We start from the raw sequence: 14,713 nt of genomic DNA, 5'->3' as shown, positions 1-14,713 counted from the left end.
GAGCGGGTGGTCTATCCTGACCGGTCCTTTTCATGCAAAGGCTTATTCCCAGATCGTATGAAAAAGAATGAAATAATTCTTTTTGGGTGTATGAAAAACTCATTACCCTGCAGGGACCAAATCAACTGCGATTAGACGAAGGTAGTAGACACACAAGGTTACGATTGACTTGTCAGTCACTATCCGGTGGTAATCGCGCATCTGTGGATCGAGGGCGTCAGACCCGAGACCAAAGAAATACAAAAATTAGAAATGAGAGGAGCGGTACATGAAGAAGTCCACCTTGGCTTTGGCTGTAGCTTTGGGCGCAATCGCCCAGCAAGCAGGCGCTGCCGGTTTCATCGAAGACAGCAAGGCCACACTGGGTCTGCGTAACTTCTACATCAACACTGATAACCGTGACGACGCTACCAAAGCAGCCGGCGCGCAGAACAAGTCGGAAGAGTGGGGCCAGGCTTTCGACCTGCGCTTCATCTCCGGTTACACCCAAGGCACCGTAGGCTTTGGTCTTGACGCTATCGGCCTGCTGGGCGTGCGTCTGGATTCGGGCGGCGGCACCAACGGCGCCACTGCTCCGTCGACTGGCAACGCTGGCTCTTACGGCGGCACGGTTTTCCCGAGCAAGTCCAATGGCGAAGCCGTTGATAACTACTCCAGCCTGGGCCTGACTGCCAAAGCCAAGATCTCCCAGACCGAATTGAAGCTGGGCACGCTGCAGCCAAAGCTGCCGGTTCTGGTGACCAACGATGGTCGTCTGCTGCCGCAAACCTTCCAGGGTGGCCAGATTACTACCAACGATATCAAGGACTTCACGCTGGTAGCGGGTCAGATCGAGAAGGCCAAGGGTCGTAACTCCAGCAACGTTGAAAACCTGTCCATCGCAGGTGCCAACGGTCGTACAGCTGCGGGTCGCGACAGCAACAAGTTCATCTACGCCGGTGGCGACTACAAGATCACCAAAGACCTGACTGCCCAGTACTACTACGGCAATCTGGACCAGTTCTACAAGCAACACTTCCTGGGCCTGCTGCACAACTGGGCTATCGGTCCTGGCGTGTTGAAAACCGACTTGCGCTACTTCAATAGCCGCTCTGACGGTAACAACAGCAACGACGCCAACTACTTCACCAGCGGTGACTACGGTACTAACGCCGCCGGCGCTAATATCGTCAAAGGTAAAGTCGACAACAACCTGTACAGCGGCTTGTTTCTGTACACCGTTGAAGGTCACACCTTCGGTGGCGGTTACCAGGCCAGCAACGGCAACAGTGACTTCCCGTTCCTGAACCAGGGCGATGGTGCGTCGGCTTATCTGACCACTGACTCGCAGATTGCCAAGTTTGCCCGTGCTGGCGAACGTACCTGGCAAGCTCGCTACGCGTATGACTTCGCCAAGATTGGCGTACCTGGCTTGACCGCTGGTGTGGTTTACCTGCGTGGCGACAATATCGATACCCGTGGCCGAGTGGGTGTTGCTCAGGTCCAGACAAACTCCAACGGCGCGAGCGAGTGGGAACGTGACATCACTGTTGCCTACGTCGTGCCACAAGGTCCGCTGAAGAACGTTGGCGTAGCCTGGAAAAACGCCATGTGGCGCAACGATATTGCCGGCCAGCGCGATCAGGACGAAAACCGCCTGATCGTCAGCTACTCGCTGCCACTGTTCTAGTAGCTTGAAGCTGTTGTAAGACTGTAAAAACCTTGCCCGGCGCAACGCCGGGCAAGGTGTCTTGCTTTTCAAGTCGGGCTCAACCCCCGCAAGCCCTTCCTGAACCCCTCTTTGTACAGCGTCTCAAGGCCTTCTCGAACCTTGGAAACGATGGTGCCCTTCACCGTTTCCGGCGTCCAATGAACACATTTTTAATATTCCTTTATCGTCTAGATAAATCGATATTTATTCTTTTTAAATAATCTCTAATCCATGCACAGTGGGCTCCATAAGCACTCACCAGGAGCCACACCATGAGCCTAAGACTGGGCGATATCGCCCCCGACTTCGAACAGGATTCCAGCGCCGGCAAGATTCGTTTCCACGAATGGTTGGGCGATAGCTGGGGTGTGTTGTTTTCCCATCCGGCGGACTTCACCCCGGTGTGCACGACCGAGCTTGGTTTTACCGCCAAGCTCAAGGACGAGTTCGCCCAACGCGGCGTCAAAGCCATCGCCCTGTCGGTCGACCCGGTGGATTCGCACCACAAGTGGATCGAAGACATCAACGAAACCCAGAACACTATCGTCAACTTCCCGATCCTCGCCGACGCCGACCGCAAGGTTTCGGACCTTTACGACCTGATCCATCCAAACGCCAATGACACCCTCACGGTGCGCTCTCTGTTCGTGATCGACCCGAACAAAAAGATTCGCCTGACCATCACTTATCCGGCCAGTACGGGTCGCAACTTCCACGAAATCCTGCGGGTCATCGACTCGCTGCAACTGACCGATAACTACAAAGTCGCCACTCCCGCCAACTGGCAGGACGGTGATGAAGTGGTGATCGTGCCGTCGCTCAAGGATGAGGAAGAGATCAAGAAGCGCTTTCCGAAGGGTTATCGGGCGGTGAAGCCGTATCTGCGGCTTACTCCACAGCCCAATCGTTAGCACATAACTGTGTGGGAGAGGGCTTGCCCTCGATTTCGGTGGATCAGCCAATTTGTTGGTCACTGACACACCGTAATCGGGAGCAAGCCACCACATTTTGACTGCATTTCAAGTTGCAAACCGAATCACATAGCAGGGGTTTTCAGGCCGTTTTTACGGCCTTTTTTTTCGCCTGGCGGTTTACGAACTACATATGCATTTAAAGAATAAACAAATGAAAAAATAAGATTTATAGATATATAAATCTGCTGATAAGGTCTGTCACATATTGGCGCCATCGCCGCACAGCGAACCGCCGGCACTTGCTCAAGGAATTCCTGCATGTTGGTCGTAACACTTGGAGGCAGTCCCAGCCAGCGTTCCCGCTCCGGGGTCTTGCTGGAAAAAACCCGTCAATGGTTGCAAGACAAAGGCGTTGAAGTGGTGAGTTATCAGGTACGGGACTTCCCGGCCGAAGACTTGCTGCACGCGCGCTTCGATAGCCCAAAGGTCATCGACTTGCTGCAACAGGTGGCTAATGCGGATGGCCTGGTAATCGCCACTCCGGTGTACAAGGCTTCGTTCTCGGGTGCGCTGAAAACCGTGCTCGACCTGCTGCCCGAACGCGCCCTGGCCCACAAGATCGTATTGCCGATGGCAACCGGCGGCAGCATCGCCCATATGTTGGCGGTGGACTACGCGCTCAAGCCAGTGTTGTCGGCGTTGAAAGCCCAGGAATTGCTCCACGGCATTTTTGCCGAAGATAGCCAGATTGCTTACGCCGAAGGCAGCGCCCAGGCGCAACTGGTGCCGGTGCTTGAACACCGTTTGCATGAGGCTTTGGAAACGCTCTACAGCGCCATGGCCCGCCGCCCTAAACCGCTGGACCCCCATGTGTTGAATGACCGTTTGTTGACTGCTCGCTGGAGCATCTGAGCCTCACCCTTTAAGAAACACTCACCTTACTCAGCCGCTAACGGCCAAGCAGGTGCAGCCAAAACCCTAATCGCATATTTGGAGAGAGCGCCATGCGCACTGTCATCTTGCGTCGTGGTCTGGTCGCACTGTTTGCTGCGGCTGTGTCCTTCGGCGCCATCGTTCAAGCTCAAGCCGCCGAGACACTGCGGATCGGCTATCAGAAATACGGCACGCTGGTTCTGCTCAAAGCCAAGGGCACCCTGGAAAAGCGCTTGGCCGCCCAGGGCGTGCAGGTGCAATGGACCGAGTTTCCCGGTGGTCCGCAACTGCTTGAAGGCCTGAACGTGGGCTCCATCGACTTCGGCGTGACCGGCGAAACCCCGCCGGTGTTCGCCCAGGCCGCCGGTGCCGATCTTCTCTACGTAGCCTACGAGCCGCCAGCGCCAACCAGTGAAGCGATCCTGGTACCGAAAGACTCGACGATCAAATCGGTGGCCGAGCTCAAGGGCAAGAAAATCGTGCTCAACAAAGGCTCCAACGTGCACTACCTGCTGGTACGTGCCCTGGAAGACGCCGGCCTCAAATACACCGACGTACAAACCGTGTTCCTGCCGCCCGCCGATGCCCGCGCCGCGTTCGAGCGTGGCAGCGTAGACGCCTGGGTGATCTGGGACCCGTACCAAGCTGCCGCCGAGAAACAATTGCAAGCCCGCACCCTGCGTGACGGCACCGGCATCGCCGACAACCATCAGTTCTACCTGGCGACCAAGCCCTACGCCGAGCAGCACCCTGAAGTGGTCAAGGCACTGATTGAAGAAGTGCGCGCCGTGGGCGAATGGTCCAAGGCCAACCCCCAGGAAGTGACTGAACAAGTCGCGCCACTGCTCGGCCTGCCGGCGGATATCACCCTGACCTCGGTGAAACGCCAAGGCTACGGCGCGCTGTTCCTGACCCCGGAAGTGGTCGCCGCCCAGCAAAAGATCGCCGACAGCTTCTACCAACTCAAATTGATCCCCAAACCCTTGAGCATCAAGGACGTGATCTGGACGCCACCCGCCGCTGTGGCCAAAGCGCCGTAATTCGACTTCTTCAGGAGACAACTCCATGGGCCTCAATATTTTCTGGTTCCTGCCTACCCACGGCGACGGCCATTACCTTGGCACCGCCGAAGGCGCTCGCGCCGTTGATCACGGTTATCTGCAGCAAGTGGCCCAGGCCGCTGACCGCTTGGGATTCGGCGGGGTGCTGATCCCCACCGGTCGCTCCTGCGAAGACTCGTGGCTGGTGGCCGCCTCGCTGATCCCGGTGACCCAGCGTTTGAAATTCCTTGTCGCGTTGCGCCCCGGGATCATTTCCCCGACGGTGGCGGCGCGTCAGGCCGCGACCTTGGATCGACTGTCCGGCGGCCGTGCGTTATTCAACCTGGTGACCGGTGGTGATCCGGAAGAGCTGGCCGGTGATGGCTTGTTCCTCAGTCACGAAGAGCGCTATCAGGCTTCGGTGGAATTCACCCGCATCTGGCGCCGCGTGCTGGAAGGCGAAACCGTGGATTACGACGGCGAGCACATCAGCGTCAAAGGCGCCAAGTTGCTCTACCCGCCGATCCAGCAACCGCGTCCGCCGCTGTACTTTGGCGGTTCCTCCGAAGCGGCCCAGGACCTGGCAGCCGAACAGGTGGAGATGGTGCTGACCTGGGGCGAGCCACCGGCCGCAGTCGCCGAGAAAATCGAACAGGTACGGGCCAAGGCCGCGAAACTCGGGCGCACCGTGCGCTTCGGCATTCGCCTGCATGTGATCGTGCGCGAAACCAACGATGAGGCCTGGAAAGCCGCCGACAAACTGATCTCCCACTTGGACGACGACACCATCGCCCGTGCCCAGGCTTCCTTGGCGCGCTTCGATTCCGTCGGTCAGCAGCGCATGGCTGCCTTGCATGGCGGCAACCGCGACAACCTCGAAGTCAGCCCCAACCTGTGGGCCGGTGTCGGCCTGGTGCGTGGCGGTGCGGGCACCGCGCTGGTGGGCGATGGCCCAACCGTTGCGGCGCGGGTCAAGGAGTACGCTGCGCTTGGCATCGACACCTTCATATTCTCCGGTTATCCGCACCTGGAAGAGTCGTATCGGGTGGCTGAACTGCTGTTTCCGCACTTGGACATCGAACGTCCCGAACTGCCGAAAAGCGCCGGTTACGTCAGCCCGTTCGGTGAAATGGTCGCCAACGACATCCTTCCCAAAGCTGCGTCACAGAGCTGAGGCGGCGTTATGAACTTTGAAAAATTGAGCCATCGCGTAGCGCCTTGGGTGCTGCCGATTCTATTACTGGCGGTGTGGCAGTTGTCGGTGTCGGCGGGCTGGTTGTCGACGCGCATTCTGCCGGCGCCCAGTGCGGTGATTGAAGCCGGTGTTCACCTGGTGGCCAGCGGCGAAATCTGGACGCACTTGGCCATCAGTGGCTGGCGCGCCGGCCTGGGCTTTGTGATCGGTGGCAGCATCGGCCTGGGGCTGGGCTTTATCACCGGTTTGTCGAAATGGGGCGAGCGCCTGCTGGACAGCTCGGTGCAGATGATCCGCAACGTGCCGCACCTGGCGCTGATTCCGCTGGTGATCCTGTGGTTCGGGATTGACGAGACCGCGAAGATTTTCCTGGTCGCCCTCGGCACGTTGTTCCCGATCTACCTGAACACCTATCACGGCATCCGCAACGTCGACCCGGCGCTGGTGGAAATGTCGCGCAGCTACGGTTTGTCCGGTTTCAGCCTGTTCTGGCAAGTGATCCTGCCGGGCGCGCTGCCCTCGATTTTGGTGGGCGTGCGCTTTGCTCTGGGCTTTATGTGGTTGACGCTGATCGTTGCGGAAACCATCTCCGCCAGCTCGGGCATCGGCTATCTGGCAATGAACGCCCGTGAATTCCTGCAAACCGACGTGGTGGTACTGGCCATCGTGATGTACGCGATCCTCGGCAAACTCGCCGATCTGGCCGCGCGCGGTCTGGAGCGGGTTTGGTTGCGCTGGCATCCGGCGTATCAAGTGAATAAAGGCGGTGCGGCATGACAGCTCAACAACCTCCGCGCCTGCTGAAGGGAATTCCTCTGGCGGTGCGCAAATTGCGCAAATCTTTCGGCGCACGTGAAGTGCTCAAAGAGATTGATCTGCACATTCCGGCTGGCCAGTTTGTGGCCGTGGTCGGCCGCAGCGGTTGCGGCAAAAGTACCTTGCTGCGCCTGCTGGCGGGTCTGGACAAAGCCAGCGGCGGCGAGTTGCTGGCCGGTTCTGCGCCGCTGAGCGAAGCGATTGAAGACACGCGGTTGATGTTCCAGGAAGCACGTTTGCTGCCGTGGAAAAAGATCATCGACAACGTGGGTCTGGGGCTCACCGGCAACTGGCGCCCTAAAGCGCTGGAGGCGTTGGAAGCGGTCGGCCTGGCCGAGCGTGCCAATGAATGGCCGGCGGCTCTGTCGGGTGGCCAGAAGCAACGTGTCGCCCTGGCGCGTGCGCTGATCCACCAACCGCGCCTGCTGCTGCTTGATGAACCGTTGGGGGCTCTGGATGCCCTGACTCGCATCGAGATGCAGCAACTGATCGAAAACCTTTGGCAGAAGCACGGCTTCACTGTGTTGCTGGTGACCCATGACGTCAGCGAAGCGGTGGCGATTGCCGACCGGGTGATCCTGATCGAAGACGGCGAGATCGGCCTCGATCTGATCGTTGATCTTCCACGTCCGCGTGCCCGTGGCTCACACCGCCTGGCCGCACTGGAAGCTGAAGTGCTCAACCGTGTGCTGTCGTTGCCCGGTACACCGCCGGAACCCGAACCTGTTTCACCGCTGCCTACGCAATTGCGTTGGGCTCAATAACTCACTTGTCCCGCGAAGGAAGAACACCATGACTATTAAAGCTATCAACGTGCGTAACCAGTTCAAAGGCACCATCAAGGAAATCGTAGTCGGCGACGTGCTGTCGGAAATCGACGTGCAGACCGCGTCCGGTATCGTCACTTCCGTGATCACTACTCGCTCGGTCAAAGAGCTGGAACTGGTGATCGGCAGCGAAGTGATTGCCTTCGTGAAGTCGACTGAGGTGTCGATCGCCAAGTTGTGATCACTTGGACCGCTATCGGGAGCAAGCCCCCCTCCCACATTTTGAATGTGTTCACAGATCAATATGTGGGAGGGGCGGTGCGACGATTCGACTTGCCCCCGATGAGGCCCGCCCAGCCAACCCAGGGTTCAGCGCTTAGGCAGATACGCCGGTAAATACAGCCCCACATACGCATCAAACACACGCATCCCTTCCTCCGCCATGCGCGGCGTGATCAGCCCATGCTGATGCACTGAGCGCGCGTAGACGCGGTCGCTCAACTCCAGCGCCAAGGCGAACACGTCCACATCGGCAGGCAGCGTCGGCACTTCAAAGTGGCGGGCGAACACTTCCAGCATCAAATCCCCCAGCTCCAGATCATGCTGACGATCCGCCTGGGTTACTTCGGTCAGCCCGTGCTGGGCCAGGATCAATTGGCGCGCGGCGGCGTCGTTGCTGTAGATGGTGAGCATGCGCTGCTCGACCACGTAGGACAGGTCCCGCCAGTGCTTGAGTGAGTCATGGTCGATGGGGGCCTGGATGGCCGCGCGGAAGGCTGCGTGGACGTCAGCGGTTAATGCTTCCAGCAACGCGGGCACACTGGCGAAAAAGTGATACACCGACGACGGCGGAATCTGCGCGCGCTCGGCCACGCTGTAGATCGACAGGCCTGCCACGCCTTCGGCGGCCAGCAAGGTGCGGGCGGCGTCGAGAATCGCGTCGATCCGCGCCTGGCTGCGTGCGCGGGGTTTGCGAGGGGCGGCGGGGTGGGTGGTCATGGAAGTCTCCTACAAGGCAGCGGGCATTGTATGAGTAGGAGTCTGTGTTGTCTTCCAGGCCGCCATCGGGAGCAAGCCCCCTCCCACACTTTGATCTGTGAACATTCAAATGTGGGAGGGGGCTTGCCCCCGATGAGGCCGGCCCGGTCTTCTGGAAGAAATCCAAAAAAAACGCCGCAGACCATAAGGTCTGCGGCGCTCTTTTTTCTGCAGCCGTCGTTTAGACGGTATGCAGGTACCAGTTGTACTCAAGGTCGGAGATGGAGTGTTCGAACTCTTCCAGCTCACTTTCCTTACAGGCGACGAAGATATCGATGTATTTAGGGTCGATGTACTTAGCCATCACCTCGCTGTCGTCCAACTCGCGCAGGGCATCGCGCAGGTTGTTCGGCAGGCTCTGCTCGTTCTGCTCGTAGCTGTTGCCTTCCACGGGTGCGCCCGGTTCGATCTTGTTGGTCAGACCGTGGTGCACGCCTGCCAGGACCGAAGCCATCAACAGGTAAGGGTTGGCGTCGGCGCCGGCTACACGGTGTTCGATACGTACGGCGTCGGACGAGCCGGTCGGTACGCGAATCGCCACGGTGCGGTTATCCAGGCCCCAGCACGGCGAGTTCGGCACGTAGAACTGTGCGCCGAAACGACGGTAGGAGTTGACGTTAGGGCACAGGAACGCCATTTGGGCGGGTAGGGTCTCCAGCACACCGCCGATCGCGTGACGCAATGCGGCGTTCTGCTCGGGATCCTCGCTGGCAAAGATGTTCTTGCCGTCTTTGTCCAGAATCGAAATGTGTACGTGCAGCCCGTTGCCTGCCTGGCCTGGGTAAGGCTTGGCCATGAAGGTGGTGTCCATCTCATGGTCGTAGGCGATGTTCTTGATCAAACGCTTGAGCAGTACAGCGTAATCGCACGCTTTGATCGGGTCGGCGACGTGGTGCAGGTTCACTTCGAACTGCGCCGGGGCACTTTCCTTGACGATGGCGTCAGCCGGGATACCTTGCTCTTTGGCACCTTCCAGGATGTCCTGGAGGCAGTCGACGTATTCGTCGAGGTCGTCGATCAGGTAGACCTGTGTCGAGTGCGGGCGTTTGCCGGAGATCGGCGAGCGGGGCGGTTGCGGGCGGCCGTTCACGTTCTCCTGGTCGATCAGGTAGAACTCAAGCTCAAAGGCAGCGCAGATGGTCAGACCGAGGTCGTCAAATTTGCTTACAACTTGGCGGAGCACTTCGCGTGGATCGGCGAAGAAAGGTTCACCTTCAAGTTCGTGCATGGTCATCAACAATTGCGCGGTAGGGCGCTTTTGCCAAGGTTCATTGCACAGGGTGTCGGGGATTGGATAACAGATTCGGTCAGCATCACCGATGTCCAGACCCAGGCCGGTGCTTTCCACCGTCGAGCCGTTGATATCCAGGGCAAATAAAGAGGCAGGCAGGTTAATGCCCTTCTCGTAAACCTTGTGGAGGCTGGTGCGTTCGATGCGCTTACCGCGCACCACACCATTCATATCCGCAATTAGAAGGTCTACGTACAGAACCTCAGGATGATCCTTAAGGAACGCGTTCGCTTCGTTAAGCTGAACGGCACGCGGGGGTACCGACATGATGCAACACCTTTGTTGTTAAAAATATCAATCATTGATCTTTTCTGGTTTCAGTCAACCCGAACGGCATGCCGAAGTCAAGCGAGGCCTTTTTTGCCCTAAAAAAGCGCCGTGAAGGCATTTTTGGGGCTTTTTGGGGCGGTTTTTTGCATTTGATTCGCTTGGGACTCGCAGGCTTGAGCGGGCCGTGTTGTATTTTTTACGGGGGTGTTGTGTAAAAAAATGAACAAGGCTAAGCTCGATTCAAACCCATAACAGCAATAATACCGGGGTGCTTCATGTTTCACCTGCCGCCGCTCGGCGTCTCTGCCTGCTCCAGCCAGGCGTTGTCCGCAGTTCGTTCGCCCCGCGTGAATGTCCCTGCACCGGCCAATATTCTTGACGGCCAGTCCGACCTCTTCTTTGCCACCTCAACTGCCTCTGACCGGCTCCCGTCCACGGAACCGATCATGATTCTGCACGACTTTGGCGTGAGGAATGCAACGCTGCAGCAAATGGCAGGTAAGCTCCTACCCTGAATGAACAAAACGACGCGGATGCTGCGTCAACCAACGCCTGGCCTTTAATGGATGCCAGGAAACCCAGCCCAGAGGCATTTATGAGTAACAACCTCGACCAGCTCACCGATTGGTTGAAAGACCACAAGATCACAGAAGTCGAATGCATGATTGGCGACCTCACCGGCATTACCCGGGGCAAGATCTCGCCGACCAACAAGTTCATCGCCGAAAAAGGCATGCGCCTGCCCGAGAGCGTTCTGCTCCAGACCGTGACCGGCGACTATGTCGAAGACGACATCTATTACGAATTGCTCGACCCGGCCGATATCGACATGATCTGCCGTCCCGACCAGAACGCGGTATTCCTGGTGCCTTGGGCCATCGAGCCCACCGCCCAGGTGATCCACGATACCTACGACAAGCAAGGCAACCCGATCGAGCTGTCGCCGCGCAACGTGCTCAAGAAAGTCCTCAAGCTCTACGCCGACAAAGGCTGGCAGCCCATCGTGGCGCCGGAGATGGAGTTCTACCTGACCAAACGCTGCGAAGACCCTGACTTCCCGCTGCAACCGCCGATTGGCCGTTCCGGGCGCCCGGAGACCGGTCGTCAGTCCTTCTCTATAGAAGCCGCCAACGAATTCGACCCGCTGTTCGAAGACGTCTACGACTGGTGCGAACTGCAGGAGCTGGACCTCGACACGCTGATCCACGAAGACGGTACCGCGCAGATGGAAATCAATTTCCGTCACGGCGATGCGCTGTCCCTGGCTGACCAGATCCTGGTGTTCAAACGCACGATGCGTGAAGCAGCGCTCAAGCACAACGTGGCGGCCACCTTTATGGCCAAGCCGATGACCGGCGAGCCCGGCAGCGCGATGCACCTGCACCAGAGCATCATCGACATCGCGACTGGCAAGAACGTCTTCTCCAATGAAGACGGGAGCATGAGCCAGCTGTTCCTCAACCATATTGGCGGCCTGCAGAAATTCATCCCTGAATTGCTGCCGCTGTTTGCTCCCAACGTGAACTCGTTCCGTCGCTTCCTCCCCGACACCTCGGCGCCGGTCAACGTGGAATGGGGCGAAGAAAACCGCACCGTCGGCCTGCGCGTACCGGATGCCGGCCCGCAGAACCGCCGCGTAGAAAACCGCCTGCCGGGGGCCGACGCCAACCCTTACCTGGCGATTGCCGCCAGTTTGCTGTGCGGCTACATCGGTATGGTCGAAGGCCATAACCCGAGCGCACCGGTGGTAGGTCGTGGTTACGAACGACGCAACCTGCGTCTGCCGTTGACCATCGAAGACGCCCTGGAACGCATGGAAAACAGCAAGACCATCGAGAAATACCTGGGTCAGAAATTCATCACAGGCTACGTCGCGGTCAAGCGGGCCGAGCATGAAAACTTCAAGCGCGTGATCAGTTCGTGGGAGCGGGAATTCCTGCTCTTCGCCGTCTGATGCGCCGGGCGCACGGGGTAACCCGCGCGCCCTTAACTGAAAAGTCTAGGAGATTGGTATGTCCAGCAACAACCCGCAAACCCGTGAATGGCAAGCCTTGAGCAACGATCACCACCTGGCGCCGTTCAGCGACTTCAAGCAATTGAAAGAGAAAGGCCCACGGATTATCACCAAAGCCCACGGCGTTTACCTGTGGGACAGCGAAGGCAACAAGATCCTCGACGGCATGGCCGGCCTGTGGTGCGTGGCGATCGGTTATGGTCGCGATGAACTGGCTGACGCCGCCGCCAAGCAAATGAAAGAACTGCCGTACTACAACCTGTTCTTCCAGACCGCTCACCCGCCGGTGCTGGAGCTGGCCAAAGCCATTTCCGACATCGCACCCGCCGGCATGAACCACGTGTTCTTCACCGGTTCCGGCTCCGAAGGCAACGACACCATGTTGCGCATGGTCCGCCACTACTGGGCGATCAAAGGCCAGCCGAACAAGAAAACCATCATCAGCCGCAAGAACGGCTACCACGGCTCCACCGTGGCCGGCGCGAGCCTGGGTGGCATGACTTATATGCACGAACAGGGCGACTTGCCGATCCCGGGCATCACCCACATCGCCCAGCCGTACTGGTTCGGCGAAGGCGGCGACATGAGCCCCGAAGAGTTCGGGATCTGGGCCGCCAACCAGTTGGAAGAGAAGATCCTCGAGTTGGGCGTGGACACCGTCGGTGCCTTTATTGCCGAGCCGATCCAGGGTGCCGGTGGCGTGATCGTCCCGCCCGCCACTTACTGGCCGCGCATCAAGGAAATCCTCGCTAAATACGACATCTTGTTTGTGGCCGACGAAGTGATCTGCGGGTTTGGCCGTACCGGTGAGTGGTTCGGTAGCGATTTCTACGACCTCAAGCCAGACATGATGACCATCGCCAAGGGCCTGACCTCGGGTTACATCCCTATGGGCGGCCTGATCGTGCGCGACGAAGTGGTCGAGGTGCTGAACGAAGGCGGCGATTTCAACCACGGGTTTACCTACTCCGGTCACCCGGTGGCCGCAGCGGTGGCCCTGGAAAACATCCGCATCATGCGTGATGAAAAAATCATCGAGCAGGTCAACAGCGAAACGGCACCCTATTTGCAGCGTCGTCTGCGCGAGCTCAATGATCACCCGTTGGTGGGCGAAGTTCGCGGAGTGGGTCTGTTGGGCGCCATTGAGCTGGTGCAGGACAAGGCCACGCGCAAGCGTTATGAAGGCAAAGGCGTGGGCATGATTTGCCGCAACTTCTGCTTCAACAATGGCCTGATCATGCGCGCCGTGGGCGACACCATGATCATTTCCCCGCCACTGGTGATCAGCAAGGCTGAGATCGACGAGTTGGTGACCAAGGCGCGCAAGTGCCTGGATCTGACTTTGGCGGCATTGCAGGGCTAAGTGCTAGGCTCAGTGCGCAGAGCACTGGGCAGTTATAAATGTAGGGGCTTTGGTTGAAAGCCGGCCCCTGAACTTGCCAGACTGTCGCCCTGTTTTGTTGCCCTCTGGAAGGGCCGCAGAACATGAAAAAACGTGGCCCAAAAAAGAAAAATTGGAGCATCACCAAATGAAGGCATTAGGTTTGAAGAACGCTGGCAAGACCCTGCTCGCCTTGTCCCTGATGGGCGCAATGGCGGGCGCGGCCCAGGCAGACGATAAGGTGCTGCACGTCTACAACTGGTCCGACTACATTGCACCGGACACCATCGCCAACTTTGAAAAAGAGTCGGGCATTAAAGTGGTGTACGACGTTTTTGACAGCAACGAAACCCTGGAAGCCAAGTTGCTGGCAGGCAAGTCCGGTTACGACATCGTCGTGCCGTCGAACAACTTCCTCGCCAAGCAGATCAAGGCCGGTGTCTACCAGGAGCTGGACACGTCCAAGCTGTCCAACTACAGCAACCTGAACAAGTCCCTGCTTAAAGCCGTGTCGGTCAGCGACCCGGACAACAAGCACGCCTTCCCGTACATGTGGGGTTCGATCGGCATCGGCTACAACCCGGAGAAGGTCAAGGCTGCGCTGGGCGTGGACAAGATCGACTCGTGGGACATCCTGCTCAAGCCTGAGAACATCGCCAAGCTCAAAAGCTGCGGCGTGAGCTTCCTCGATTCACCGACCGAAATGCTGCCAATCGCGCTGCATTACCTGGGCCTGCGGACCGACAGCCAGAAGAAAGAGGACCTCAAGCAAGCCGAAGCGCTCTTCCTGAAGATCCGTCCTTCGATCGGCTACTTCCACTCCTCCAAGTACATCTCGGACCTGGCCAACGGCAACATCTGCGTGGCCGTGGGTTACTCGGGTGATATCCAGCAGGCTAAATCCCGCGCGGCTGAAGCCGGTGGCAAAGTGAAAGTTGCCTACGACATTCCGAAAGAAGGCGCTGGTAGCTTCTTCGACATGGTCGCCATCCCTAAAGATGCCGAAAACGTCGACGCCGCTTACAAGTTCATGAACTACCTGCTCAAGCCGGAAGTCATGGCGTCGATCACCAACAGCGTGCGTTTCCCGAACGGTAACGAGAAGGCCACCGCACTGGTCGACAAAGACATCACCAGCGATCCGGGCATCTACCCGCCAGCCGATGTGCAAGCCAAGCTCTACGCCATTGCTGACTTGCCAGCCGCAACTCAGCGTGAAATGACGCGCAGCTGGACCAAGATCAAATCGGGCAAGTAAGCCTTAAAACCTGTGGAAGGGGGCTTGCCCCCGATGGCGTTGTATCAGAAACACATGCGCAAGCTGACACACCGCCATCGGGGGTAAACCACCTCCCGCACATTAA

15 protein-coding genes are annotated in these 14,713 nt (G+C 58.3%); 12 read left to right on the top strand and 3 right to left on the bottom strand.

Translation table 11 applies throughout. From position 1 onward, the window contains the following. Positions 1-268 precede the first annotated feature (268 nt). Positions 269-1,669, top strand: coding sequence for an OprD family porin (locus tag LRO94_RS27385; RefSeq protein WP_122681948.1), 1,401 nt, complete (start codon positions 269-271; stop codon positions 1,667-1,669). A gap of 293 nt (positions 1,670-1,962) precedes the next feature. Continuing rightward, the gene (locus LRO94_RS27380) at positions 1,963-2,601 is read left to right on the top strand and encodes a peroxiredoxin (protein WP_032884255.1); all 639 of its coding nucleotides are present in this window, start codon (positions 1,963-1,965) and stop codon (positions 2,599-2,601) included. A 125-nt stretch (positions 2,602-2,726) separates the two neighbouring features. Here LRO94_RS27380 and LRO94_RS27375 read toward each other — a convergent pair whose 3' ends face one another. After that, on the bottom strand, positions 2,727-2,924 hold the full coding sequence (locus LRO94_RS27375; RefSeq protein WP_143521203.1) for a hypothetical protein: 198 nt from the start codon (positions 2,922-2,924) through the stop codon (positions 2,727-2,729). Between LRO94_RS27375 and ssuE the strand changes: the two genes are divergently transcribed. The 6 genes from ssuE (at position 2,923) to LRO94_RS27345 (ending at position 7,596) form a co-directional block, all read left to right on the top strand. Further along, complete coding sequence (ssuE, locus tag LRO94_RS27370) at positions 2,923-3,516, top strand: NADPH-dependent FMN reductase (RefSeq protein ID WP_032884253.1); 594 nt, start codon at positions 2,923-2,925, stop codon at positions 3,514-3,516. The genes LRO94_RS27375 and ssuE overlap by 2 nt on opposite strands. 92 nt (positions 3,517-3,608) lie before the next feature. Further along, positions 3,609-4,577, top strand: coding sequence for a sulfonate ABC transporter substrate-binding protein (locus tag LRO94_RS27365; protein WP_032884251.1), 969 nt, complete (start codon positions 3,609-3,611; stop codon positions 4,575-4,577). A 25-nt stretch (positions 4,578-4,602) separates the two neighbouring features. Then, on the top strand, positions 4,603-5,751 hold the full coding sequence (gene ssuD, locus LRO94_RS27360) for an FMNH2-dependent alkanesulfonate monooxygenase (RefSeq protein WP_179179764.1): 1,149 nt from the start codon (positions 4,603-4,605) through the stop codon (positions 5,749-5,751). A 9-nt stretch (positions 5,752-5,760) separates the two neighbouring features. After that, positions 5,761-6,549 carry an aliphatic sulfonate ABC transporter permease SsuC gene (gene ssuC / locus LRO94_RS27355; protein WP_179179765.1) on the top strand — a complete coding sequence of 263 codons (789 nt, stop codon included), beginning with the start codon at positions 5,761-5,763 and terminating at the stop codon, positions 6,547-6,549. Beyond that, positions 6,546-7,352: an aliphatic sulfonates ABC transporter ATP-binding protein gene (gene ssuB / locus LRO94_RS27350; protein WP_032884247.1), complete on the top strand. Its 807-nt coding sequence runs from the start codon at positions 6,546-6,548 to the stop codon at positions 7,350-7,352. Before ssuC ends, ssuB begins: the two co-directional genes overlap by 4 nt. 28 nt (positions 7,353-7,380) lie before the next feature. Continuing rightward, entirely contained in the window at positions 7,381-7,596 is a 216-nt protein-coding gene (locus LRO94_RS27345) for a TOBE domain-containing protein (RefSeq protein ID WP_003176783.1), read from the top strand. 128 nt (positions 7,597-7,724) lie between these two features. On the opposite strand, the gene LRO94_RS27340 is transcribed toward LRO94_RS27345, so the two are convergent. Continuing rightward, complete coding sequence (locus LRO94_RS27340; protein WP_179179766.1) at positions 7,725-8,354, bottom strand: TetR/AcrR family transcriptional regulator; 630 nt, start codon at positions 8,352-8,354, stop codon at positions 7,725-7,727. 220 nt (positions 8,355-8,574) lie between these two features. Continuing rightward, on the bottom strand, positions 8,575-9,951 hold the full coding sequence (locus LRO94_RS27335) for a glutamine synthetase family protein (RefSeq protein WP_003213894.1): 1,377 nt from the start codon (positions 9,949-9,951) through the stop codon (positions 8,575-8,577). 278 nt (positions 9,952-10,229) lie between these two features. Here LRO94_RS27335 and LRO94_RS27330 point away from each other — a divergent pair, with 278 nt between their 5' ends. The 4 genes from LRO94_RS27330 (at position 10,230) to LRO94_RS27315 (ending at position 14,607) form a co-directional block, all read left to right on the top strand. Further along, positions 10,230-10,469 (top strand): hypothetical protein, encoded by a 240-nt coding sequence (locus tag LRO94_RS27330; RefSeq protein ID WP_032884242.1) that lies wholly within the window; start codon positions 10,230-10,232, stop codon positions 10,467-10,469. 80 nt (positions 10,470-10,549) lie between these two features. Continuing rightward, the gene (locus LRO94_RS27325; RefSeq protein WP_032884240.1) at positions 10,550-11,908 is read left to right on the top strand and encodes a glutamine synthetase family protein; all 1,359 of its coding nucleotides are present in this window, start codon (positions 10,550-10,552) and stop codon (positions 11,906-11,908) included. A gap of 58 nt (positions 11,909-11,966) precedes the next feature. Beyond that, on the top strand, positions 11,967-13,331 hold the full coding sequence (locus LRO94_RS27320; protein WP_032884238.1) for an aspartate aminotransferase family protein: 1,365 nt from the start codon (positions 11,967-11,969) through the stop codon (positions 13,329-13,331). 181 nt (positions 13,332-13,512) lie between these two features. Continuing rightward, complete coding sequence (locus LRO94_RS27315; protein WP_179180111.1) at positions 13,513-14,607, top strand: polyamine ABC transporter substrate-binding protein; 1,095 nt, start codon at positions 13,513-13,515, stop codon at positions 14,605-14,607. The last annotated feature ends 106 nt before the right edge of the window (positions 14,608-14,713 follow it).

Origin of the sequence: Pseudomonas sivasensis, from assembly GCF_021391435.1 — a bacterium.
Lineage (GTDB): Bacteria > Pseudomonadota > Gammaproteobacteria > Pseudomonadales > Pseudomonadaceae > Aquipseudomonas > Aquipseudomonas sivasensis.
This window is presented reverse-complemented; position numbering and strand designations above follow the sequence as displayed.

Excerpts from the sequence above, each read along its gene's own strand:
- LRO94_RS27385 (WP_122681948.1), top strand. The coding sequence starts at position 269 with ATGAAGAAGTCCACCTTGGCTTTGGCTGTAGCTTTGGGCGCAATCGCC.
- LRO94_RS27380 (WP_032884255.1), top strand. The coding sequence starts at position 1,963 with ATGAGCCTAAGACTGGGCGATATCGCCCCCGACTTCGAACAGGATTCC.
- ssuE (WP_032884253.1), top strand. The coding sequence starts at position 2,923 with ATGTTGGTCGTAACACTTGGAGGCAGTCCCAGCCAGCGTTCCCGCTCC.
- LRO94_RS27375 (WP_143521203.1), bottom strand. The coding sequence starts at position 2,924 with ATGCAGGAATTCCTTGAGCAAGTGCCGGCGGTTCGCTGTGCGGCGATG.
- LRO94_RS27365 (WP_032884251.1), top strand. The coding sequence starts at position 3,609 with ATGCGCACTGTCATCTTGCGTCGTGGTCTGGTCGCACTGTTTGCTGCG.
- ssuD (WP_179179764.1), top strand. The coding sequence starts at position 4,603 with ATGGGCCTCAATATTTTCTGGTTCCTGCCTACCCACGGCGACGGCCAT.
- ssuC (WP_179179765.1), top strand. The coding sequence starts at position 5,761 with ATGAACTTTGAAAAATTGAGCCATCGCGTAGCGCCTTGGGTGCTGCCG.
- ssuB (WP_032884247.1), top strand. The coding sequence starts at position 6,546 with ATGACAGCTCAACAACCTCCGCGCCTGCTGAAGGGAATTCCTCTGGCG.
- LRO94_RS27345 (WP_003176783.1), top strand. The coding sequence starts at position 7,381 with ATGACTATTAAAGCTATCAACGTGCGTAACCAGTTCAAAGGCACCATC.
- LRO94_RS27340 (WP_179179766.1), bottom strand. The coding sequence starts at position 8,354 with ATGACCACCCACCCCGCCGCCCCTCGCAAACCCCGCGCACGCAGCCAG.
- LRO94_RS27335 (WP_003213894.1), bottom strand. The coding sequence starts at position 9,951 with ATGTCGGTACCCCCGCGTGCCGTTCAGCTTAACGAAGCGAACGCGTTC.
- LRO94_RS27330 (WP_032884242.1), top strand. The coding sequence starts at position 10,230 with ATGTTTCACCTGCCGCCGCTCGGCGTCTCTGCCTGCTCCAGCCAGGCG.
- LRO94_RS27325 (WP_032884240.1), top strand. The coding sequence starts at position 10,550 with ATGAGTAACAACCTCGACCAGCTCACCGATTGGTTGAAAGACCACAAG.
- LRO94_RS27320 (WP_032884238.1), top strand. The coding sequence starts at position 11,967 with ATGTCCAGCAACAACCCGCAAACCCGTGAATGGCAAGCCTTGAGCAAC.